Origin of the sequence: Cytobacillus luteolus, from assembly GCF_017873715.1 — a bacterium.
Classification (GTDB): domain Bacteria; phylum Bacillota; class Bacilli; order Bacillales; family Bacillaceae_L; genus Bacillus_BV; species Bacillus_BV luteola.
Genome location: NZ_JAGGKM010000002.1, coordinates 367,512 through 389,543, shown reverse-complemented (window position 1 = coordinate 389,543; position 22,032 = coordinate 367,512). Strand labels below are relative to the sequence as shown.

At 37.2% G+C, this 22,032-nt stretch carries 21 protein-coding genes; 20 read left to right on the top strand and 1 reads right to left on the bottom strand.

All coding sequences use genetic code 11. From position 1 onward, the window contains the following. Positions 1-52: 52 nt before the first annotated feature. The 11 genes from coaBC to spoVM all read left to right on the top strand — a co-directional run bounded on the left by coaBC (position 53) and on the right by spoVM (position 12,246). On the top strand, positions 53-1,258 hold the full coding sequence (coaBC, locus tag J2Z26_RS06765; RefSeq protein WP_193536754.1) for a bifunctional phosphopantothenoylcysteine decarboxylase/phosphopantothenate--cysteine ligase CoaBC: 1,206 nt from the start codon (positions 53-55) through the stop codon (positions 1,256-1,258). Continuing rightward, positions 1,255-3,669, top strand: a complete 2,415-nt coding sequence (priA, locus tag J2Z26_RS06760) for a primosomal protein N' (protein ID WP_193536752.1) — start codon at positions 1,255-1,257, stop codon at positions 3,667-3,669. Before coaBC ends, priA begins: the two co-directional genes overlap by 4 nt. 42 nt (positions 3,670-3,711) lie before the next feature. After that, a complete protein-coding gene (gene def / locus J2Z26_RS06755; protein ID WP_193536750.1) occupies positions 3,712-4,185 on the top strand; it encodes a peptide deformylase in 474 nt (157 codons plus the stop codon). 12 nt (positions 4,186-4,197) lie between these two features. Then, on the top strand, positions 4,198-5,148 hold the full coding sequence (gene fmt / locus J2Z26_RS06750) for a methionyl-tRNA formyltransferase (RefSeq protein ID WP_193536748.1): 951 nt from the start codon (positions 4,198-4,200) through the stop codon (positions 5,146-5,148). Further along, positions 5,141-6,484: a 16S rRNA (cytosine(967)-C(5))-methyltransferase RsmB gene (rsmB, locus tag J2Z26_RS06745; RefSeq protein ID WP_193536747.1), complete on the top strand. Its 1,344-nt coding sequence runs from the start codon at positions 5,141-5,143 to the stop codon at positions 6,482-6,484. Before fmt ends, rsmB begins: the two co-directional genes overlap by 8 nt. A 5-nt stretch (positions 6,485-6,489) precedes the next feature. Then, the gene (rlmN, locus tag J2Z26_RS06740; protein ID WP_193536744.1) at positions 6,490-7,584 is read left to right on the top strand and encodes a dual-specificity RNA methyltransferase RlmN; all 1,095 of its coding nucleotides are present in this window, start codon (positions 6,490-6,492) and stop codon (positions 7,582-7,584) included. A 5-nt stretch (positions 7,585-7,589) separates the two neighbouring features. After that, positions 7,590-8,342, top strand: a complete 753-nt coding sequence (locus J2Z26_RS06735) for a Stp1/IreP family PP2C-type Ser/Thr phosphatase (RefSeq protein ID WP_193536742.1) — start codon at positions 7,590-7,592, stop codon at positions 8,340-8,342. A 1-nt stretch (position 8,343) separates the two neighbouring features. Beyond that, positions 8,344-10,293 (top strand): Stk1 family PASTA domain-containing Ser/Thr kinase, encoded by a 1,950-nt coding sequence (gene pknB / locus J2Z26_RS06730; RefSeq protein WP_193536740.1) that lies wholly within the window; start codon positions 8,344-8,346, stop codon positions 10,291-10,293. A 21-nt stretch (positions 10,294-10,314) separates the two neighbouring features. Continuing rightward, positions 10,315-11,199, top strand: a complete 885-nt coding sequence (gene rsgA / locus J2Z26_RS06725) for a ribosome small subunit-dependent GTPase A (RefSeq protein ID WP_193536739.1) — start codon at positions 10,315-10,317, stop codon at positions 11,197-11,199. 4 nt (positions 11,200-11,203) lie between these two features. After that, a complete protein-coding gene (gene rpe, locus J2Z26_RS06720) occupies positions 11,204-11,845 on the top strand; it encodes a ribulose-phosphate 3-epimerase (RefSeq protein ID WP_193536737.1) in 642 nt (213 codons plus the stop codon). A gap of 320 nt (positions 11,846-12,165) precedes the next feature. Continuing rightward, positions 12,166-12,246, top strand: a complete 81-nt coding sequence (gene spoVM, locus J2Z26_RS06715) for a stage V sporulation protein SpoVM (RefSeq protein WP_193473289.1) — start codon at positions 12,166-12,168, stop codon at positions 12,244-12,246. 79 nt (positions 12,247-12,325) lie between these two features. On the opposite strand, the gene rpmB is transcribed toward spoVM, so the two are convergent. Then, complete coding sequence (rpmB, locus tag J2Z26_RS06710; RefSeq protein WP_193472733.1) at positions 12,326-12,514, bottom strand: 50S ribosomal protein L28; 189 nt, start codon at positions 12,512-12,514, stop codon at positions 12,326-12,328. Positions 12,515-12,770: 256 nt separating this feature from the next. Here rpmB and J2Z26_RS06705 point away from each other — a divergent pair, with 256 nt between their 5' ends. The 9 genes from J2Z26_RS06705 to fabG all read left to right on the top strand — a co-directional run bounded on the left by J2Z26_RS06705 (position 12,771) and on the right by fabG (position 22,013). After that, positions 12,771-13,133: an Asp23/Gls24 family envelope stress response protein gene (locus tag J2Z26_RS06705; RefSeq protein WP_193472734.1), complete on the top strand. Its 363-nt coding sequence runs from the start codon at positions 12,771-12,773 to the stop codon at positions 13,131-13,133. Positions 13,134-13,149: 16 nt separating this feature from the next. Continuing rightward, positions 13,150-14,826, top strand: coding sequence for a DAK2 domain-containing protein (locus tag J2Z26_RS06700; protein ID WP_193536735.1), 1,677 nt, complete (start codon positions 13,150-13,152; stop codon positions 14,824-14,826). 145 nt (positions 14,827-14,971) lie between these two features. Then, complete coding sequence (sdaAB, locus tag J2Z26_RS06695) at positions 14,972-15,634, top strand: L-serine ammonia-lyase, iron-sulfur-dependent subunit beta (RefSeq protein WP_193536733.1); 663 nt, start codon at positions 14,972-14,974, stop codon at positions 15,632-15,634. A gap of 60 nt (positions 15,635-15,694) precedes the next feature. Further along, positions 15,695-16,582 (top strand): L-serine ammonia-lyase, iron-sulfur-dependent, subunit alpha, encoded by an 888-nt coding sequence (sdaAA, locus tag J2Z26_RS06690; RefSeq protein WP_193536731.1) that lies wholly within the window; start codon positions 15,695-15,697, stop codon positions 16,580-16,582. Continuing rightward, positions 16,575-18,623 carry an ATP-dependent DNA helicase RecG gene (gene recG, locus J2Z26_RS06685; RefSeq protein WP_193536728.1) on the top strand — a complete coding sequence of 683 codons (2,049 nt, stop codon included), beginning with the start codon at positions 16,575-16,577 and terminating at the stop codon, positions 18,621-18,623. Before sdaAA ends, recG begins: the two co-directional genes overlap by 8 nt. 108 nt (positions 18,624-18,731) lie before the next feature. After that, positions 18,732-19,307, top strand: a complete 576-nt coding sequence (gene fapR, locus J2Z26_RS06680) for a transcription factor FapR (protein ID WP_193536726.1) — start codon at positions 18,732-18,734, stop codon at positions 19,305-19,307. 6 nt (positions 19,308-19,313) lie between these two features. Further along, a complete protein-coding gene (plsX, locus tag J2Z26_RS06675) occupies positions 19,314-20,309 on the top strand; it encodes a phosphate acyltransferase PlsX (protein ID WP_193536724.1) in 996 nt (331 codons plus the stop codon). Positions 20,310-20,326: 17 nt separating this feature from the next. Beyond that, positions 20,327-21,280 (top strand): ACP S-malonyltransferase, encoded by a 954-nt coding sequence (fabD, locus tag J2Z26_RS06670; protein WP_193536722.1) that lies wholly within the window; start codon positions 20,327-20,329, stop codon positions 21,278-21,280. After that, positions 21,273-22,013 (top strand): 3-oxoacyl-[acyl-carrier-protein] reductase, encoded by a 741-nt coding sequence (gene fabG, locus J2Z26_RS06665; RefSeq protein WP_193536719.1) that lies wholly within the window; start codon positions 21,273-21,275, stop codon positions 22,011-22,013. Before fabD ends, fabG begins: the two co-directional genes overlap by 8 nt. Positions 22,014-22,032 lie beyond the last annotated feature (19 nt).

Here is a 22,032-nt window from a genome sequence, read left to right as displayed (position 1 = left end):
ACAACCTTGATAATAAGAGGTTGTTATTTTTTTAAGTTAGGGGGAATTCTTGGTGATAAAGGGTAAGAAGGTTTTATTATGTGTGAGTGGAGGAATTGCAGTATACAAAGCTGCTGCGTTAACTAGCAAATTAGTTCAAGCAGGAGCTATTGTTAGAGTAATAATGAGTGAATCAGCCACTAAATTTGTAACTCCGCTAACCTTTCAAGCACTATCAAGGAATGATGTTTACTATGATACCTTTGATGAAAAGGATTCATCTGTAATTGCTCATATTGATTTAGCCGATTGGGCGGACTTGGTCATTGTTGCACCAGCTACCGCTAATATCATAGGTAAATTAGCAAATGGGATCGCTGATAATATGATTGCGACCACATTGTTAGCAGCAACTTCACCCGTTTGGATAGCACCAGCTATGAATGTACATATGTATGATCACCTTGCTGTTAAAAAAAATATTGAAACACTATTTGGCTATGGCTATCGTTTTATCGAACCATCTGAAGGGTATTTGGCATGTGGATATGTAGGCAAAGGAAGACTTGAGGAGCCTGAAAATATTGTTGAGCTTGTAAAGGCTCACTTCACAGAAGGAAAGCCATTACAAGGTAAAAAAATGATCGTTACAGCGGGACCAACAAGAGAAAAAATTGACCCGGTTCGGTTTTTTTCAAACAGATCTAGTGGGAAGATGGGATATGCAATCGCAACAGAAGCGGCTCGGTTAGGAGCGGATGTTTTGTTAATATCCGGCCCGACAGTATTACCAGACCCTCCTGGTGTTACAACGATTCGAGTTGAATCTGCTGCAGAAATGTTTCAAGAAGTAATTAATAGATATGATGAAACAAATATAGTTGTGAAAACAGCAGCTGTGGCCGATTATCGGCCTAGTGAATCCTATTCAAAGAAAATGAAAAAACAAGCCGGAAATCTCTCGATCGAGATGGAACGAACAACCGATATATTAAAAACACTTGGCGAGAGGAAAAAGGAACAACTATTAATAGGGTTTGCCGCTGAAACTGAAAATGTAGAAGAATATGCTAGAAAAAAATTATTTAATAAAAATCTAGATATGGTGGTAGCAAATAATGTAAATGAAACAGGTGCAGGATTTGCCGGTGACACCAACATTGTAACAATTTATAAACGTGTTGGAGATACTCTTCAATTACCTCTATTATCCAAAAACGATGTTGCAAAGCGGTTATTAGCTGAAATTATCAAGCTTGATAAAGAGGATACACAATGAGTGTTGCCTCCGTCATAGTAGATGTTCCTGCCAAACAAACGGACCGTGCTTTTGACTATGCAATACCTGAAAAATGGACAACGGTAATCCAACCTGGAATGAGAGTAGTGGTACCTTTTGGGCCACGGAAAGTACAAGGGTTTGTTATTGAAATAAAAACTGAATCAGAATTTTCTAAACTTAAAAAAATCCAATCTATTCTTGATATCTCCCCTGTCCTTAACAAGGAACTATTAGATATAGGATTTTGGCTAACTAAAACGACCCTTTGTTACACAATATCGGCCTTTCAGGCTATGTTACCTGCAGCCTTAAAGGCTAAATATGAAAAAGAAATCATTATTTCTGACCACAACAAACAAAATGAATTAACTAGTCAAATTCAATCCTGGTTTCAAAATCGAAATGTTGTGTTGTGGGAGGAGATTGAAAAATCAGATGATGTACAGCTTTTTCAAAAAGAAATTCAAAGGGGATTGCTAGAAGTTAGCTATAAAGTTAAAGACCGGGCAAATAGGAAGTTGATTCGTCAGGTTGAACCTGCTGTTTCCGAGGACGAAATGAAGATATATGTGGATGGTTTGCCTAAAAATGCAGTCAAGCAAATGGAACTCGTCAACCATTTTATTTCCAATCCAAAACCGATTTCGGCAAAAGAACTTTTACAAATCATTGCTACGACAGACTCTTCCATAAAAGCACTGGTTAGCAAGGGGATATTAAAAGAGACAAAACTAGAGGTTTATCGTGACCCATTTGAGGATAAATACTTTAAGCGGACCTCTCCATTTGAGCTTTCCCAAGAACAAGAGACTGCTATTAAACCAATTTTAGATTGTGTTGAAGCAGAAAAACATGATGTATTTCTTATGTATGGTGTCACCGGAAGTGGGAAGACGGAAGTTTATCTTCAAGCAATTGATGCCGTTCTAAAAAACGGGAAGGAAGCTATTGTTCTAGTACCTGAGATTTCTTTAACACCACAAATGGTCAATCGTTTTAAAGGCAGATTCGGCTCACAAGTCGCAGTATTGCATAGTGGACTTTCTGCCGGAGAAAAATATGATGAATGGCGTAAAATACATAGAAAAGAAGTTAAATTAGTCGTCGGGGCAAGATCGGCTATATTTGCACCATTTGAGAATCTAGGAATTATTATAATCGATGAAGAACATGAGAGTAGCTATAAGCAGGAAGATAATCCACGATATCATGCAAGGGATGTAGCTATATATCGGGGGAAGTATCATAACTGTCCTATTGTACTTGGAAGTGCTACCCCAACTCTTGAATCATTCGCTCGAGCCTCTAAACAGGTATACAAACTTTTAACCTTAAGGAAGAGAATGAATGAGCGTGATTTACCAGCGGTTGAAGTTATTGATATGAGAGAAGAATTAAGGAATGGAAACCGTTCAATGTTTTCAGGTCTCTTATATGAGAAACTCCAAGAGAAGTTAGAGAATGGCGAGCAAATTGTTCTATTTCTCAATAAAAGAGGGTATTCATCCTTTGTAATGTGTAGAGACTGTGGCTATGTGATGAATTGTCCTCACTGTGATATTTCACTAACCTATCATCGTTCGAATCAACGATTGAAGTGTCATTATTGTGGTTTTGAAGAACCATTGCCTAAAGAGTGTCCAGAGTGTAATAGTGAATACATCCGTTTTTTTGGGACGGGTACACAAAAGGTTGAAGAAGAATTATCAAAAATCTTACCTGAAGCAAGGGTAATAAGAATGGATGTTGATACGACAAGTCGAAAAGGCTCGCATGAAAAGCTTCTGACCGAATTTGGAGAGGGCCGTGCGGATATTTTATTAGGAACTCAAATGATAGCAAAGGGTTTAGATTTTCCTAACGTAACGCTTGTTGGGGTATTAACAGCGGATACCATGCTGCATCTTCCAGATTTTCGGGCTGCTGAAAAAACCTTTCAATTATTAACCCAGGTTAGCGGTAGAGCAGGGCGTCATGAACTTCCAGGTGAGGTAATCATTCAAACTTATACACCAGAGCATTATAGTATTACATTAGCCAGTCAGCATGACTTTGACCAATTTTATCTAAATGAGATGATGGTTCGTAAATCGCATGCATATCCGCCGTTTTATTACTTAACACTAGTAACCGTTTCACATCAGGAGTTAACTAAAGTTGTCTCAATCACTGAGAAAATAACATCATTTTTACGCATGCAACTTTCTGAATCAGCCATTATATTAGGGCCGGTAGCATCCCCTATCCCTCGTATCAATGATAGATATCGCTACCAATGCATGATAAAATATAAGCATGAACCAAATCTTACCATTGCATTAAAAACAGTGATCGAAAGATACCAACAGGAAATATCTCAAAATCAATTAACATTATCTATTGATTTAAATCCTTACATGTTAATGTAATCAAACATATCTAATAAAGACATACTTTGTGGAGGAAATAGATTGTCAGTACTGAAACTAGTAGAATATCCAAACGATATTTTAGAAACAAAATGTAAACAGGTTACATCCTTTGATAGTGACCTTATAAAACTTCTAGATTCTATGCATGAAACAATGATTGAGGCTGATGGAGTAGGATTAGCAGCACCTCAAGTTGGCATTGATAAACAAATCGCAATTGTAGAAATTGATGATGAACATGGTCGAATTGACCTAGTTAATCCTGTCATTCTAGAGATGAAGGGAGAACAAATTGGTCCAGAAGGCTGTTTAAGTTTTCCGGGCCTTTTTGGCGAAGTAAAACGTGCTGATTATGTGAAAATAAAAGCACAAGACCACCGTGGACAAACCTTTATTCTTGAAGCAGAAGGTTTTTTATCAAGAGCTATACAGCACGAAATAGATCACTTGAATGGAGTATTATTTACATCAAAGGTCACCCGATACTATGATGAAGGTGAACTTGAAGGGTAGGTTATTGTTAGAATGGAAAAAATTATTTTTATGGGTACACCTGATTTTTCAGTACCAGTCTTACGACAATTAATTGATGACGGTTATGAAGTTGTTGCAGTTGTTACACAACCAGATCGTCCCGTTGGAAGAAAACGTATATTGACTCCACCACCAGTGAAAGTAGAAGCAGAAAAACATGGCATTCCAGTACTACAGCCAAATAAAATCCGTGAAGCGGAAGAGATAAAAAAAGTTTTAGATTATAAGCCGGATTTAATAGTAACTGCAGCATTTGGTCAAATTCTACCTAATGAGATATTAAATACTCCTAAATATGGTTGTATTAATGTACATGCATCATTACTGCCGGAACTTAGAGGCGGTGCACCGATTCATTATTCAATTATCCAAGGTAAAGAAAAGACAGGTATCACGATCATGTACATGGTAGAAAAGTTAGATGCAGGTGATATTTTAACTCAGGTAGAGGTACCGATTGAGGAAAAAGATACTGTAGGGTCTTTACATGATAAGCTTAGTGTGGCAGGATCGAAACTTCTATCAGAAACCATTCCATTGTTGTTAGCTAATAAAATAACACCTATTAAGCAAGATGATGAAAAGGCTACTTTTGCATACAATATCAAACGAGAACAGGAAAAAATTGATTGGAATAAAACAGGAATAGATATTTATAATCACATCCGTGGCTTAAATCCGTGGCCTGTTGCTTATACAACTTTTAGAGGTGATGTTATAAAAGTATGGGCTGGGGAGAAAGTAGAGTATAATAAAGAACAATTTTCACCTGGTTCCATTGTAGGACTCGACGATGATGGTTTTGTTGTGAGTACGGGTAGTGAGATAGGTATTAAAATTACCGAACTTCAACCTGCTGGTAAAAAACGTATGCCAACAAAACAATTTTTACGTGGAAATCAACTTGAAATCGGTGAGAAGTTAGGCGGTCAAGATGAATAAAGGTAATGTACGTGAAGCAGCATTGGAGATTTTACTATCAATCGAGAAAAATCAAGCATATAGTAACCTTCTTTTGAACAAAATGATTGAAAAAAACAGCATAAAAGGAAAAGACATTGGTCTATTAACTGAAATTGTCTATGGCACTATTCAAAGGCGTGATGTTTTAGATTTTTACTTAGCTCCATTTATAAAAAAACAAAAAAAACTGGAATTATGGGTTACTGTCTTATTAAGACTATCAGTATATCAAATGACTTTTTTAGATAGGGTTCCAGACAGGGCAATTTTTTTCGAGGCGGTAGAGATTGCTAAAAGAAGAGGACATAAAGGAATCTCATCAATGGTAAATGGGGTATTACGGACCTTACAACGAGAAGGTGCTCCCTCAATTAAAGAAATTACTGATCCGGTTAAACGTCTTGCTATTGAAACAAGTCATCCAGAGTGGCTTGTCAAAAGATGGGTCGAACAGATGGGGTACGAAGAAGCAAAAAAAATGTGTGAGATAAACCTTATTCCTCCTATTCAAACAGCTCGTGTTAACCTCTCTAGAACAACTATTGAAGAAGTTCTAACTATGTTGCAGGAAGAAGGTTTCGATGTAGAAAGAGGAGACCTATCTGAGGATAGTGTCAAAACAACTGGAGGGAATCTAGTTTCATCTAATGCATTTAAAGAAGGGTATATCACGATACAGGATGAAAGCTCAATGTTAGTAGCACGTGCTTTAGATGTAGAGCAAAATCATCAAGTACTGGACAGCTGTGCGGCACCTGGAGGGAAAACAACACATATTGCTGAATTACTAAAGAATAGTGGCCAAGTTATATCGTTAGATCTTCATGAGCATAAGGTAAAACTGATTAACGAACAGGTTAGTCGTTTACACTTAACAAACGTTAAGACTTTTGCCATGGATAGTAGGAAGGTAGAAGCTCAATTTGAAAGAGAATCTTTTGATCGGATTTTAGTTGATGCACCATGTTCAGGGTTTGGTGTAATTAGAAGAAAGCCTGATATAAAATTTGCTAAAAAGGAAACCGATATTGAAAAACTGGCATCTATTCAGTTATCCATTTTGCAAGCTGTTTCACCCCTTCTAAAGAAAGGTGGTATACTTGTCTATAGTACTTGTACAATTGACAAAGAAGAAAATACAGAGATTATTGATAAGTTTCTTTCTGAAAATCCAGATTTTGAGAAGGATTGTAAATTAAACGATAGACTCCCTACTAGAGTTCACCCATATGTTAAGGATGGTCAATTGCAGATATATCCTCAATATTTTGAAACGGACGGATTCTATATTGCAAGTCTAAGAAAGCAGGTGTAACGTTCATGGAAGACGTTAAGACATCCCAGAAAAACGTAATTGAAAATAATAATACAAAGAAGTCGATATATTCTCTTATGTTAGAGGATATGCAAATATGGTTAGGAGAAATAGGTGAGAAGCCTTTTAGAGCAACTCAAATATTTGAATGGTTGTATTCTAAACGAGTAACATCCTTTGAAGAGATGACAAATCTATCAAAGAATCTTCGTGAAAATTTGGATAAATACTTTACCATAACAACCTTAAAAACAATCATTCAACAAACATCTTCTGATGGAACAATGAAATTTTTATTCGAGCTTCATGATGGCTACTCAATTGAAACAGTATTAATGAGACATCAATATGGGAATTCTGTTTGTGTAACGACTCAGGTAGGTTGTCGCATTGGTTGTACTTTCTGTGCATCAACCCTTGGTGGGTTAAAAAGAAATCTTGAAGCGGGTGAAATTGTAGCTCAGGTCGTTAAGGTTCAACAGGCTATAGATGAACTAGAACAAAGAGTAAGTCATGTTGTTATTATGGGTATTGGCGAACCTTTTGATAATTATGATGAGATGTTATCCTTCTTAAAGATTATCAACCATGATAAGGGCTTAAATATTGGAGCGAGGCATATTACTGTATCAACTAGTGGCATTATCCCGAAAATTTATAAGTTTGCAGATGAAAATCTTCAAATTAATTTCGCCATTTCCTTGCACGCTCCAAATACTGAAATTAGAAGCCGTCTAATGCCTATTAATAAAGCATACAAGTTACCAGACTTAATGGATGCAGTACAATACTACATCGAAAAAACAGGAAGACGAATTAGCTTTGAATATGGCTTATTCGGTGGGGTTAATGATCAAGTTGAACATGCTGAAGAGTTAGCTCAATTACTTAAAGGCGTAAAATGTCATGTCAACTTAATACCTGTAAACTATGTACCAGAACGTGACTACGTACGCACACCCAAAGAACAAATTTTTGCTTTTGAAAAAGTATTAAAGAAACGTGGCATAAACGTTACAATCAGACGTGAACAAGGCCATGACATAGACGCTGCATGTGGGCAGCTGCGCGCAAAGGAGCGTAAAGAGGAGACGAGGTGACTTAAGTGAAATCGTTTTTTTTAACAGATCGGGGAAAAGTCAGACAACATAACGAAGATAGTTGTGGCGTTTTTACAAATAAGGATGGTGATTTACTAGCTATTGTCGCGGATGGCATGGGAGGCCACCGTGCAGGTGATGTAGCTAGTCAAATGACCATCTCAACCCTTAAGGAACTATGGGAGGAATCTAGTACAATTGATTCTCCAGAAATTGCAGAGCAATGGTTACAACAACATATCCTTCATGTTAATACCATCCTCTTTAATCACTCACAAATGAATAGTGAATGCCAAGGGATGGGGACAACCTTTGTAGGAGCAATCTGTACTCCTAAATTTTCAACAATTGGTCATATAGGTGATAGTCGTTGTTATATTTTGAATGAAACTGGTTTTAAGCAAATAACTGATGATCATTCACTAGTGGGTGAGCTAGTAAGATTAGGCCAAATTTCAAAGGAAGATGCTGAGTATCATCCTAGAAAAAATGTAGTTTTACGTGCATTAGGTACTGAAGTAAGTGTTGAGATGGACAAGAAGACGATTATCTTAGAAGATGATGACTATCTATTATTGTGTTCAGATGGACTATCTAATAAAGTACCGGATGAAGTGATGAAAGATATATTACTTCAATCAGAATCCTTAGATAAAAAAGCAGAAACACTTATTTCTTTAGCAAACGAGAACGGTGGGGAAGACAATATTACCTTAGTGATTGTTCAGTACTCGTCTGAAAGTGAAGTAGGTGAATAATATGCTTATCGGTAGACGGTTAAGTGGACGATATAAAATACTTCAGGTTATCGGTGGGGGAGGAATGGCCAACGTCTATCTAGCAAGGGATGTCATCCTTGAGAGGGATGTTGCCATTAAAATTCTACGTTTAGATTTTTCAAATGATGAAGAATTCATTAAAAGATTTAGACGTGAAGCACATGCTGCTACAAGTCTTGCCCATCCTAACATTGTTAGTATATACGATGTAGGAGAAGAGGATGATATTTATTACATCGTAATGGAATATGTGGCCGGTCAAACATTAAAGCAGTACATACAGCAACATGCACCTTTACACCCTAGAGAAGTAATAAATATTATGGAACAGTTGACCTCCGCTATTTCACATGCCCATCACAACAGAATTGTTCATCGAGATATCAAACCACAAAATATCTTAATTGATCATGATGGAACGGTAAAAGTAACAGATTTTGGAATTGCTGTAGCCTTTAGTTCAACAACTATTACTCAAACAAATTCTGTTCTCGGTTCAGTTCATTATTTATCCCCAGAACAGGCAAGAGGTGGAATGGCAACGAGTAAATCCGATTTATATTCTCTAGGTATTGTAATGTTTGAGTTACTTACAGGAAGAGTACCATTTTCAGGTGAATCAGCCGTGTCAATAGCACTTAAACATCTTCAAACTGAAACGCCATCACCAAAAAGGTGGAACCAGGCGATTCCTCAGAGCATTGAAAATATTATCTTGAAGGCAACGGCAAAGGATCCTTTTTACCGTTATACATCTGCAGAGGAAATGGAAGAGGATATACTATCGGCACTTGAGCCTAATAGATTAAATGAGCCTAAATTTATGATTCCTGAAGATGGGGAAGAAATTACTAAGGCTATTCCGATAATAACGGATCAACATTTTTCACACAAAGATGATACGATCGTACGTAAACCAGAAAGTCAAACTCAGGTAATTAAGGATGTCGAGAAACCTAAGAAAAGAAATAAAGTTGCCTTGTTTATTATAACGACTTTCTTAGTTTTAATAGCAGCAGGTGTTGCAGCAATAACCATTATCCCATCGTTAATGTTACCAAAGGACATAGACGTTCCGGACGTAGTGAATCTGCCCTATGATGAGGCAGAGGAAATCCTTAAAGCTGCTGGCTTTAAAATTGGTGAACCGATAAAACAGATTCATGAGGAAATTGAAGAAGGTTTTGTTATCAGGACAAATCCAGGTGCAAATGAGACTGTGAAAGAGGGACAAACTGTTACAATCTATGAAAGTACTGGAAAAGAAAAAGAAGAGTTTGAAGACTACACTGGAAAACTTTTTGAAGATATTTTACTTGTATTAAAGGATTATAAAAGTGTTTCTCCTAATTATATTTACGATGAGAGTGAACCGGGTACCATTTTGGGTCAATCGATTTCAAAAGGTGAACTAGTCATACCAAGTGAAACGGAAGTTGTTTTTGAAGTTAGTCAAGGCCCTCAGCCGATCGTTTTAGAGGATTTAACAGGTTGGAATCAAAAATCAGTTAACTCCTATATTGCTAATAATGAACTTAGAGAAGTTCCTAAACAGGAATACAATGACACAGTTCCTGAAGGAAGTGTAATTTCCCACACACCTCCAGCTGGTTCCAAGCTCAAAAAAGGAGATAAAATTGAAATTATTTATTCTCTTGGAGCGGAAGAAAAATTGCCTAAGACTGTTATTGAAACGATTGAAATTCCATACGAACCAGCAATTGAAGGTGAAGTTTTAAATGTTAAAATTTATGTCGAAGATGCTGAACATTCAATTACAGAGCTTTATTTACCTCCATTTGATATTGTTTCACAGACCAGTAGGGATATTGAATTTGTAATAGCACCAGGTAAAAAGGCTAGATATTTAATTCATATTAACGATAAGTTTTTTGATGGTGGAGAGATTCCTTACCCAGAAGAAGAGTAAGGAATAACAAGGAGTGAAAATATGCCAGAAGGCAAAATCATTAAGGCGCTAAGCGGATTTTATTATGTGCTAGATGAAAATGATCAAATTACACAGTGCCGAGGTAGGGGTGTTTTTAGGAAAAATAAAATAACCCCGCTTGTAGGTGATCATGTAGTATTTCAGGCAGAAAATGAAACAGATGGATATATTTTAGAAGTCCTGGAGCGAAAAAATGAGCTAATTAGACCACCAATAGCAAATGTAGACCAAGCTATTCTCGTTTTTTCTGCAGTTGAACCAGATTTTTCAACCGTGCTTCTCGATCGCTTCTTAGTGTTAATAGAAGCCAATGATATTGAACCTATTATTTGTATTAGTAAGATGGATTTAACGAACCAAAAAGTTAAACAACAAATAGAAAAAAGCGCAAAGGATTATGAAGCAATTGGTTATAAAGTAATTTTAACCTCTACTATAGAAGACCTAGGAGTAGAGGACCTTCTTCCTTTGGTACAAAATCAAATTTCTGTATTTGCAGGGCAATCAGGAGTTGGTAAATCCTCACTGCTTAATGTTTTGCGTCCAGATCTAGAATTAAAAACAGATGATATTTCGGCCCATTTAGGCAGAGGAAAACACACTACAAGACATGTTGAGTTAATAAAAGTTGGTTCTGGACTTGTCGCCGATACCCCAGGTTTTAGTTCCCTTGAGTTCAATGAGATAGAGTCAGATGAGTTGTCTTATTGTTTTCCGGAAATTTATAAAGCGGGTTCAGATTGTAAATTTAGAGGGTGTTCACATACTTCCGAGCCGAAATGCGCAGTAATAGCACTGGTTGAACAAGGCGATATTAAGGATTATCGTTATGAGCATTATATTAGCTTCCTAGAAGAAATAAAAGATAGAAAGCCGAGGTACTAACATTATGGTAAAGATTGCCCCCTCCATTTTGTCAGCAGATTTTGCAAAGTTAGGGCAAGAAATAAAAGATGTTGAGCGTGGAGGTGCAGACTACATTCATATTGACGTAATGGACGGACACTTTGTACCTAACATTACAATCGGTCCCTTAATTGTGAATGCGGTTAGACCTATCACCCAGCTCCCGTTAGATGTTCATCTAATGATTGAAAACCCTGACCAGTACATTGCAGATTTTGCAAAAGCAGGTGCAGACCATATAACAGTTCACGTAGAAGCTTGCAAACATCTTCATCGTACAATTCAACTGATAAAAGACCAAGGTATAAAAGCAGGGGTAGTATTAAATCCAGCAACACCTGTTGACACGATTAAACATGTGCTTCCTGAACTTGATATGGTACTGCTCATGACAGTTAATCCGGGCTTTGGTGGCCAAAAGTTTATTTCATCAGTTTTACCCAAAATAAAAGAGCTTTCAGAAATGATTTCGACCCTTGGACTACCCATTGAAATTGAAGTAGATGGTGGTGTAAACGAAGAAACGGCCAAACTGTGTATCGAAGCTGGAGCAAACGTTCTAGTAGCAGGCTCAGCTGTCTTTAACCAAGAAGATCGAGCAAAAGCAATCTCAAAATTAAGATAAAAATTAGCCTTTCCTATTCCTGATAACAAGGTAGGAAAGGCTTTTCTTTTGAGATTAAATCCTTTTTTATGAAAAAAAGTCATATTATAACGTGTAACAAACTATGTATTAAGTAACGAACTTATTATTTTTATAGGGTACTTATTTATTTTAAAGAGGCATATTATTTTGATAAGACATTTTAAAACGAGATTTTTTATTCAAGCACGAGGTACTCTTTTGAAAGAAATGAATATACTTATAGTGACTCATGTTAATTAAAAATGAATCCAAGAAAAAGAAAAAGAAAAGAACGGGAACTTGTGTTGAGGAGGGAAACTATGAAATTTTATACGATTAAGCTACCAAGGTTTCTAGGGGGCATCGTTCGCGCAATGCTAGGGTCGATAAAAAAAGGATAAATAAAAAAGCACCGGTATAGGTGCTTTCTTCTCGAGGACAGTATTTATTGTCCTCATTTTATTTGCATTTTTTTCTTAATTATACGCGCTCAACTTTACCAGATTTAAGTGCTCTAGCTGAAACGTATACACGTTTAGGTTTGCCATCTACTAAAATACGTACTTTTTGAAGGTTCGCACCCCATGTACGTTTTGAAGCGTTCATCGCATGAGAACGTGCATTACCAGAACGAGTTTTCTTACCCGTAACTACACATTTACGTGCCATATTATTTCCCTCCTTACCACCAAAAAACTAACCGTTTTTATACAACTAGTCATGAAAATACTTTATTAATTTATCATAAGTACAACTATAATGCAATACAAAGGTTTCAAGAAAATAACCTTGACATATAAAATTATGTTTTCTGTATAATAATAAACATAAGGAAACAATAAAATAATACAATTGCTTTCAAAATATGCTTTCTTATAGTAAAATGGCTTTAGCCAAGATGAACAATTCCAAAGGGGGAACTGACATGTCGATCGAATTAAAAACGAAATTCGGACAAATTGATATATCGAACGAAGTGATCGCTACGATTGCTGGTGGAGCTGCTGTTGATTGTTACGGAATCGTTGGTATGGCATCAAAGAATCAAATCCGAGACGGAATTTCAGAAATACTTAGAAAAGAGAATTTCACACGTGGAGTTCTTATTCGTCAAGAAAATGAAGAAGTACATATTGATATGTATATAATCGTAAGCTATGGTACAAAGATTTCTGAAGTGGCTCATAATGTTCAAACAAAGGTTAAGTACACACTTGATCAAACCGTTGGACTTGCTGTAGATTCAGTAAATATTTTCGTACAAGGAGTTCGTGTAACGAACCCGTAAAGAGGAGGAAAAGTTTGTGTCGATTACAAAGTTAGACGGAAAACGTTTTGCAGAAATGATATTGGCTGGTGCTAGTCACTTATCAAATAACGCAAAAATGGTTGATGCCTTAAACGTTTTTCCAGTACCAGATGGTGACACCGGTACTAATATGAATTTGTCTATGACATCTGGTGCAAAAGAAGTGAAAAGCAATGTTTCAGATCATATTGGGAAAGTAGGCGTTGCGCTGTCTAAAGGATTGCTGATGGGTGCAAGAGGAAATTCCGGTGTAATACTTTCTCAAATTTTTAGAGGCTTTTCTAAGTCTATTGAAAAGCTAGATAGCATTAGCTCTGTTGAATTTGCAAATGCAATGGAAGCTGGTGTTGAAACGGCGTACAAAGCAGTTATGAAGCCTGTAGAGGGTACAATCTTAACTGTTGCAAAAGATTCTGCAAAACGTGCTGTAGCGGAATCAAAAAAGCAACCTGATATTACGTTGTTAATGGAAAGTGTGGTTAAAGAGGCAAAAGCTTCTTTAAATCGAACTCCAGATTTGTTACCTGTTCTAAAGGAAGTTGGAGTTGTCGATAGTGGTGGGCAAGGTCTTGTTCTTGTATATGAAGGATTCTTAGCTGTCTTAAAAGGTGAGAAGCTACCAGGAGCTCCTATGGCAATGCCATCATTATCTGAACTAGTAAGCGCGGAACACCATAAAAGTGTTCATAGTCATATTAATACAGAGGACATTGAGTTCGGCTATTGTACTGAATTTATGGTTAAGTTTGAGACAGATAAAAATACGTTTTCCGAAGAAAAATTTAGAAACGATTTAAGTCAGTACGGAGATTCACTACTAGTGATTGCTGATGAAGAAGTTGTTAAAGTACATATACATGCTGAACACCCTGGTGATGTTCTAACTTATGGCCAGAAATACGGTAGTTTGATCAATATGAAAATCGAGAACATGAGAGAGCAACACAGTAATTTATTGTATGAAGAGCAGCAATCTCATGCTACTATGGCACCTATAGCTAAAAAGGAAAAACAACCTTTTGGTATTGTGACTGTAGCAATGGGTTCAGGCATTACAGAATTATTTAAAAGTATTGGTGCTCATGCTGTAATTGAGGGTGGGCAAACGATGAATCCTAGTACGGAAGACATCGTAAAAGCAATTGAAGAAGTTCATGCAGAAAAAATCATTATTTTACCGAATAACAAGAACATCATAATGGCTGCTGAACAGGCAGCGCAGGTTGTAGGAGACAATGTTGTTGTTGTTCCTTCTAAGACCGTTCCACAAGGTATGGCTGCCTTGTTAGCATTTAATCCAGGAATCGAATTATCATTAAACCGTGATGCCATGACTGAAGCGTTAGGAACTGTTAAAACAGGACAACTAACATTTGCTGTTCGCGATACAAACATCGATGGATTAGACATAGCTAAAGATGATTTCATGGGAATTTCTGAAGGCAAAATTGTCACAACGAATAAAGATAAGATCAAAGCAACAACTGACTTGTTAGCAGAGATGGTTTCCGCTGACACTGATGAAATCTTAACATTAATATATGGTGAAGATGCGTCAGAGGAAGATGTAAACACAATTGTTTCTTACATTGAGGAAAATTATGAAGATTTAGAAGTAGAAGTTCACAATGGTAACCAGCCATTGTATACATTTATTATCTCAATAGAGTAAATGAAGAAGAAGGGGATTTCCCTTCTTTTTTTACTGTCTAAATCCATTAGTTTATGATAGTATATATAACAGTTTCGTACATGATTGATGAACATTCGTGTTTGTTTATAAATAGAATAGTACCATAGGGGAGAGGAGCAATAATATGAAGTATAGAAGCGTTTTTGATATTATTGGCCCGGTCATGATTGGACCATCTAGTTCACATACTGCAGGAGCCGCTAGAATTGGCAGAGTAGCAAGAAGTATATTTGGAAGAGAGCCTAAGTGGGCTACCATTTCGTTTTATGGTTCCTTTGCAAGCACGTATAAAGGGCACGCAACAGATGTAGCAATTATTGGTGGATTGCTAGATTTTGATACATTTGATGAGAGAATCAAAACCTCACTTGATATTGCTAATCAGGCTGGAATGAAGATTACATTTATTGAGGAAGATGCAATAACGGATCACCCAAACACCGCAAGGGTATCGATTGGTGATGAAAATGGTGAGCTTGAACTAGTGGGTATTTCCATTGGTGGAGGTAAGATTGAAATTACTGAGCTAAATGGTTTCGAGTTAAAGCTGTCTGGAAATCATCCGGCTATTTTAGTAGTTCATAATGATCGTTATGGTGCAATTGCCGGTGTAGCAAACGTACTTGCAAAATATGCAATAAATATTGGACACATGGAAGTTTCAAGGAAAGAAAAAGGACAGCTGGCTTTAATGACGATTGAAGTTGACCAAAACATTGATCAGCATGTTATCGATGAATTAACGACACTTCCAAACATCCTAAAGGTAACTAAGATTGTTGATTAATACACCTAGGTAGAGCTTGGAACCGTTTCCAAAGTTGCGTGTACAGGGAGGACATACATGATGTTTAGAAATGTAGCTGAATTAATAGAATTAGCAGAAAGTAAAAATATGAAAATATCAGAAATAATGATAAACCAAGAGGTTGAAGTAACAGGTAAGAGCCGTGAAGAGATTATGAAGCAAATGCTATTTAATCTTGAGGTAATGGAGAAAGCTGTTGAAGATGGATTGAAAGGGGTAAAATCTCATTCGGGCTTAACTGGAGGAGACGCTGTTCTTTTACAAAATTACATCGATAAAGGGAATTTCTTAACAGGTAAAACGATTTTAGATGCAGTAAGTAAAGCTGTGGCAACAAATGAAGTAAACGCTGCAATGGGAACGATATGTGCGACTCCAACTGCAGGGTCTGCTGGGGTTGTTCCAGGGACGTTGTTTGCAGTTAGAGACAAATTACATCCTACTAGAGAAGAAATGGTACAATTTCTTTTCACAGCAGGAGCGTTTGGTTTTGTTGTGGCTAACAATGCTTCGATCTCAGGTGCAGCAGGAGGCTGTCAGGCAGAAGTAGGGTCAGCTGCTGGTATGGCAGCAGCAGCAATTGTTGAAATGGCAGGCGGTACACCAAGGCAGTCTGCAGAAGCAATGGCAATCACTTTAAAAAACATGTTAGGTCTTGTCTGTGATCCTGTTGCTGGGCTTGTTGAGGTTCCTTGTGTTAAGCGAAATGCAATGGGTGCTGCAAATGCGATGGTTGCGGCTGACATGGCGTTAGCAGGTATTACTAGTCGTATACCATGTGATGAGGTAATTGATGCAATGTATAAAATCGGACAATCAATGCCTTCAGCTCTTAGAGAAACTGCACAAGGAGGATTAGCGGCAACACCAACAGGGCGTGCGCTTGAAGCGAAAATCTTTGGTATTCCGTTAAATAAAAGTGAATAATCCATTATATGACCCTATTACAAATATTAAGGGAATAGGTGAAGAATCAGCCAATCATCTATTTGAAATGAATATTTATAAGGTTAAAGATTTATTGGAGTATTTTCCATACCGATATGAGGATTACCAACTACGTGATTTAGCGGAAGTTAAACATGATGAGAGAGTAACAGTAGAGGGGAAGGTTCATAGTGAGCCTTCCTTACAGTATTTTGGACGGAAACGTAACCGACTAACCATTCGAGTATTAGTAGGTAGATATTTAATCAAGGCTGTTTGTTTTAATAGACCGTATGTTAAGGAAAAGCTCGAACTAAATCAGACAATAACAATTACTGGAAAATGGGATCAACATCGCCAAACAATTACAGTAAGTGAGATCTCTTTTACACCATACTCAATAGATAAAGAGATTGAACCAGTATACTCTGTAAAAGGGAAAGTTACAGTTAAAGGGATGAGAAGGTTTATCTCTCTTGCGTTTAATCAATATATTGAATTTATTGAAGAGAATATTCCAGACGCTCTACTCAATAAGTATAAGCTTTTACCAAAAGGCATGGCTTTACAAGTTATGCACGCCCCTAAGTGTCATGAGGATTTAAAACAAGCTAGACGCCGTTTTGTCTATGAAGAATTCTTATTGTTTCAGTTGAGAATGCAAGCGTTACGTAAAGTTGAACGTGAGCATTCACAAGGGATACAGCAAGAATTCTCAAGAACTTCGTTAGAATCATTTATTAACACATTACCATTTCCTCTTACAAATGCTCAAGTTAGAGTTGTAGATGAAATAATTGGCGATTTAGAAAAGCCATATCGTATGAATCGCCTATTACAAGGTGACGTAGGTTCAGGTAAAACAGTTGTTTCTGCTATTGCCCTTTATTCAACAATTCTAGCAGGTTATCAAGGTGCGTTAATGGTCCCAACCGAAATTTTAGCTGAGCAACATATGTCCTCTTTACAGGAATTATTTTCTTCTTATGATGTTAAAGTAGAACTCCTGACTAGTTCTGTCAAAGGAAAACGAAGGAGAGAATTACTCGGAAGCTTAGAAGCTGGGGAGATAGATATTCTTGTCGGTACACATGCTTTAATTCAGGACGAAGTTAATTTTAATAGACTGGGTCTTGTGATTACAGACGAGCAGCACCGCTTTGGCGTAGAGCAAAGAAGAGTTCTAAGAGAAAAAGGGGAAAATCCTGATGTCTTATTTATGACTGCAACTCCCATTCCAAGAACGTTAGCAATCACTGTTTTTGGAGAAATGGATGTCTCGGTCATTGATGAAATGCCTGCTGGTCGAAAGGTTATTGAAACATATTGGGCAAAGCACGACATGCTTGAAAGAATATTAGCTTTTATTGAAAAAGAATTAGCAAAAGGAAGACAAGCCTATGTTATTTGCCCCTTGATTGAAGAATCAGATAAATTGGATGTGCAAAACGCTATTGATGTTCATAGCACTCTTACTTATCACTTTCAAGGCCGATTTAAAGTAGGGCTTATGCATGGTCGTTTATCGTCAGATGAAAAGGACTCGGTAATGAAGCAATTTAGTCAAAATGAGGTTCAATTACTTGTCTCAACTACGGTGGTTGAAGTTGGAGTAAACGTTCCTAATGCCACAATTATGGTCATTTATGATGCGGAGCGATTTGGCTTGTCACAGTTACACCAATTAAGAGGTAGGGTTGGTCGTGGGAGTGAGCAATCGTATTGTATCTTACTAGCAGACCCTAAATCTGAAGTTGGTAAGGAAAGAATGAGAATTATGTCAGAAACAAACGATGGCTTTGTCTTATCTGAAAAAGATTTAGAGTTGCGTGGTCCTGGTGATTTCTTTGGGAAAAAGCAAAGTGGAATGCCAGAGTTTAAAGTTGCAGATATGGTTCACGATTATCGTGCACTTGAGGTAGCTAGAGATGATGCGACTAGGTTAATCCAATCTAATGCTTTCTGGAAGGACGAACAGTATAAATTGTTAAGAAAAGACTTAGAACTGTCCGGTGTTTTAGATGGAGATAAACTAGATTAATTCCGACTTAAGTAAACGTAGAACGTAAGGATTTTCTTGCATTCTACGTTTTTTAACTATATACTACTATTAGTACCTAGTCATAATAGTTCGGATGGTGTTTGTTTAATGAGACGAAATAAAAAAGAAAGACAAGAGCTTCTTCTCGATACGATAAACGAGAATCCTTTTATAACAGACGAGGATCTAGCAGATAAATTTTCAGTAAGTGTTCAAACAATACGGTTAGATCGTCTTGAACTATCAATTCCAGAACTTCGGGAGCGTATTAAGCATGTAGCTGAAAAAAATCTTAAAGATGAGGTTCGTTCTCTTCCTATTGATGAAGTAATAGGAGATATTATAGATATAGAATTGGATCATAGCGCAATCTCGATTCTTGAAGTAACCAGTGAGCATGTTTTCAAACGAAATCAGATTGCTCGTGGTCATCATTTATTTGCACAGGCGAATTCATTGGCTGTAGCAGTAATTAACGATGAGCTAGCTTTAACCGCAAAGGCAAACATTCGCTTTACGAGACAAGTTAAGGTAAATGAAAGGGTTGTAGCAAAAGCTAGAGTTCAAAAAGTAGAACAAACAAAAGGTAGAACACTAGTAGAAGTCAGTAGCTATGTTGGTAATGAATTAGTGTTTTCTGGCGAGTTTGAAATGTTCCGTTCAAACAAATTGGATAAAGGATGATCATTTATGAAAATCGTAATAGATGCAATGGGTGGAGACAATGCACCAAAGGAAATTGTAAATGGAGCAGTCAAAGCCATCGAGCATTATAAAGACTTACATATTACTTTAGTTGGGAAAGAACCAGAAATACGCAGGTACTTAACAAAGGATGAACGTATCTCAATTATCCATACAGATGAGGTAATTGAGGCAACAGATGAGCCTGTTCGTGCAGTCAGAAGAAAGAAGACAGCCTCAATGGTACTGATGGCTCAAGAGGTGAAAGAAGGACGAGCTGATGCATGTATTTCAGCCGGAAATACTGGAGCGTTAATGACAGCTGGATTGTTCATTGTTGGAAGAATTGAAGGGATTGACCGACCGGCATTAACACCGACTCTTCCAACAATAGGAGGAGAAGGGTTTTTATTCTTGGATGTAGGAGCAAATGTTGATGCAAAGCCAGAACATCTACTTCAATACGCCATTATGGGCTCAATCTATTCAGAGAAGGTCAGAGGAATTACTAACCCTAGAATTGGTTTGCTAAATGTAGGGACTGAAGAAAAAAAAGGAAATGAATTAACAAAAGCTGCATTTGATCTTTTAAAAGATTCTGGTGTGAATTTTATTGGGAATGTAGAAGCTAGAGATTTGCTAGAGGGAGTTGCTGATGTTGTTGTAACAGATGGATTTACAGGAAATGTTACGTTAAAGACAATCGAAGGTACAGCCCTTTCAATATTTACTATGCTAAAGTCAGCATTAACTAGCAATCTTCAAAGTAAACTTGCGGCGGCTGTGCTTAAACCTCAGTTAAAAGTGATAAAAAATCGAATGGACTACTCTGAATATGGTGGAGCGGGCCTTTTTGGATTGAATGCACCAGTTATCAAGGCACATGGGTCATCTGATGAAAATGCGCTATTCCATGCTGTTCGTCAAGCAAGAGATATGGTGCAAAATGATGTTGCCAATACGATTCGTGAAACATTATCGAATATGCAAAAAGATAAGTAGAAGAAGGGGGTAGAGGTATGGGGAAAATTGCATTTATTTTTCCTGGACAGGGATCTCAAACTGTAGGAATGGGGAAACAACTAGCTGATAATTATCCTAACGTTGCAAGCATTTTTGAGAAAGCAGATTCAAGACTTGAATTTGAACTAACTTCATTAATTTTTGAGGGACCTCAAGAAACGTTAACTTTAACAGCAAACGCTCAGCCTGCATTATTGACAACTAGTATTGCGATTTTAGAAAAATTTAAAGAAGCTAACATCGTTCCAGATTATGTGGCTGGACATAGTCTAGGTGAATATTCGGCACTGGTTACAGCAGGTGCACTCTCTTTTGAAGATGCCGTATATGCTGTTCGTAAACGAGGAGAGCTTATGGAAGAAGCTGTTCCTGCAGGGGTCGGAACAATGGCAGCGATTCTTGGTATGGCAAGTCTTGATTTGAAACAGATAACAGACCAGGTTTCTAGCGAAGGAAATTCTGTTCAATTAGCGAATTTAAATTGCCCAGGCCAAATCGTAATTTCTGGTACTGTTGAAGGGGTTTCACTTGCTTCTCAAATGGCAAAGGAGAAAGGTGCCAAACGAGTGATTCCGCTTGATGTTAGTGGTCCTTTTCATTCTGCATTAATGGAGCCCGCAGCTACAAAGTTTTCAGCTGTTTTAGAAGGTCTAGATATTAATAATGCAAGTATACCTGTAATTTCTAACGTAACGGCTAGACCGATTACAGACGCTGATGAAATAAAAGTCAAGCTTATTGAACAACTCTATTCTCCAGTTTTATGGGAGAACTCTGTTGAAACACTAGTTGAGCTTGGTGTAGATACATTTATTGAAATTGGTCCTGGAAAAGTTCTATCTGGATTAGTTAAAAAAGTAAATCGTAAACTGACTACGTATTCCATAAATGATGAGGAATCATTGGTATCAACGATTGAATCAATTAAGGGGGAAACTCAGAATGCTTAATGGTAAGGTTGCGTTAGTTACTGGAGCCTCTAGAGGAATAGGCCGTGCAATTGCAGTGGAATTAGCAAGACAAGGTGCAAACGTTGCAGTCAATTACTCAGGTAGTGAAGCAAAGGCGAACGAAGTAGTTGATGAGATTAAGGCATTAGGAAGAGAATCGTTTGCAATTCAATCTAACGTAGGAGATAGTGACTCTGTTCAGAATATGGTAAAAGAGGTCATTTCTACCTTTGGTACGATTGATATTTTAGTAAACAATGCTGGAATCACTAGAGATAACTTGCTAATGAGAATGAAAGAGGACGAATGGGATGATGTAATTAACATCAATCTAAAAGGTGTCTTTAACTGTACTAAAGCAGTTACAAGGCAAATGATGAAGCAACGATCAGGAAGAATTATTAACATCGCATCTATTGTCGGTGTGAGTGGTAACCCAGGTCAGGCTAATTATGTTGCAGCAAAAGCTGGTGTGATTGGACTAACAAAAACAGCTGCAAAGGAGCTTGCTTCTAGGAATATTACTGTAAATGCAATTGCTCCTGGATTTATAACTACTGATATGACTGACAAATTACCTGAAGAGGTAAAAGCGGAGATGTTAAGACAAATCCCGTTAGGTAAATTCGGAGAACCAAAAGATATTGCCAATGTTGTTCTATTCCTTGCATCAGAGCAAAGCAATTATATGACTGGACAAACTCTCCATGTTGACGGTGGAATGGTCATGTAATTTTAGTATTTTCTTAAAT

What these genes read in the sequence shown, in the direction of transcription:
- priA (WP_193536752.1), top strand. Translation starts at nt 1,255, where the DNA reads ATGAGTGTTGCCTCCGTCATAGTAGATGTTCCTGCCAAACAAACGGAC.
- fmt (WP_193536748.1), top strand. Translation starts at nt 4,198, where the DNA reads ATGGAAAAAATTATTTTTATGGGTACACCTGATTTTTCAGTACCAGTC.
- rsmB (WP_193536747.1), top strand. Translation starts at nt 5,141, where the DNA reads ATGAATAAAGGTAATGTACGTGAAGCAGCATTGGAGATTTTACTATCA.
- rlmN (WP_193536744.1), top strand. Translation starts at nt 6,490, where the DNA reads ATGGAAGACGTTAAGACATCCCAGAAAAACGTAATTGAAAATAATAAT.
- pknB (WP_193536740.1), top strand. Translation starts at nt 8,344, where the DNA reads ATGCTTATCGGTAGACGGTTAAGTGGACGATATAAAATACTTCAGGTT.
- rsgA (WP_193536739.1), top strand. Translation starts at nt 10,315, where the DNA reads ATGCCAGAAGGCAAAATCATTAAGGCGCTAAGCGGATTTTATTATGTG.
- rpe (WP_193536737.1), top strand. Translation starts at nt 11,204, where the DNA reads ATGGTAAAGATTGCCCCCTCCATTTTGTCAGCAGATTTTGCAAAGTTA.
- spoVM (WP_193473289.1), top strand. Translation starts at nt 12,166, where the DNA reads ATGAAATTTTATACGATTAAGCTACCAAGGTTTCTAGGGGGCATCGTT.
- rpmB (WP_193472733.1), bottom strand. Translation starts at nt 12,514, where the DNA reads ATGGCACGTAAATGTGTAGTTACGGGTAAGAAAACTCGTTCTGGTAAT.
- J2Z26_RS06705 (WP_193472734.1), top strand. Translation starts at nt 12,771, where the DNA reads ATGTCGATCGAATTAAAAACGAAATTCGGACAAATTGATATATCGAAC.
- sdaAB (WP_193536733.1), top strand. Translation starts at nt 14,972, where the DNA reads ATGAAGTATAGAAGCGTTTTTGATATTATTGGCCCGGTCATGATTGGA.
- sdaAA (WP_193536731.1), top strand. Translation starts at nt 15,695, where the DNA reads ATGTTTAGAAATGTAGCTGAATTAATAGAATTAGCAGAAAGTAAAAAT.
- fapR (WP_193536726.1), top strand. Translation starts at nt 18,732, where the DNA reads ATGAGACGAAATAAAAAAGAAAGACAAGAGCTTCTTCTCGATACGATA.
- plsX (WP_193536724.1), top strand. Translation starts at nt 19,314, where the DNA reads ATGAAAATCGTAATAGATGCAATGGGTGGAGACAATGCACCAAAGGAA.
- fabD (WP_193536722.1), top strand. Translation starts at nt 20,327, where the DNA reads ATGGGGAAAATTGCATTTATTTTTCCTGGACAGGGATCTCAAACTGTA.
- fabG (WP_193536719.1), top strand. Translation starts at nt 21,273, where the DNA reads ATGCTTAATGGTAAGGTTGCGTTAGTTACTGGAGCCTCTAGAGGAATA.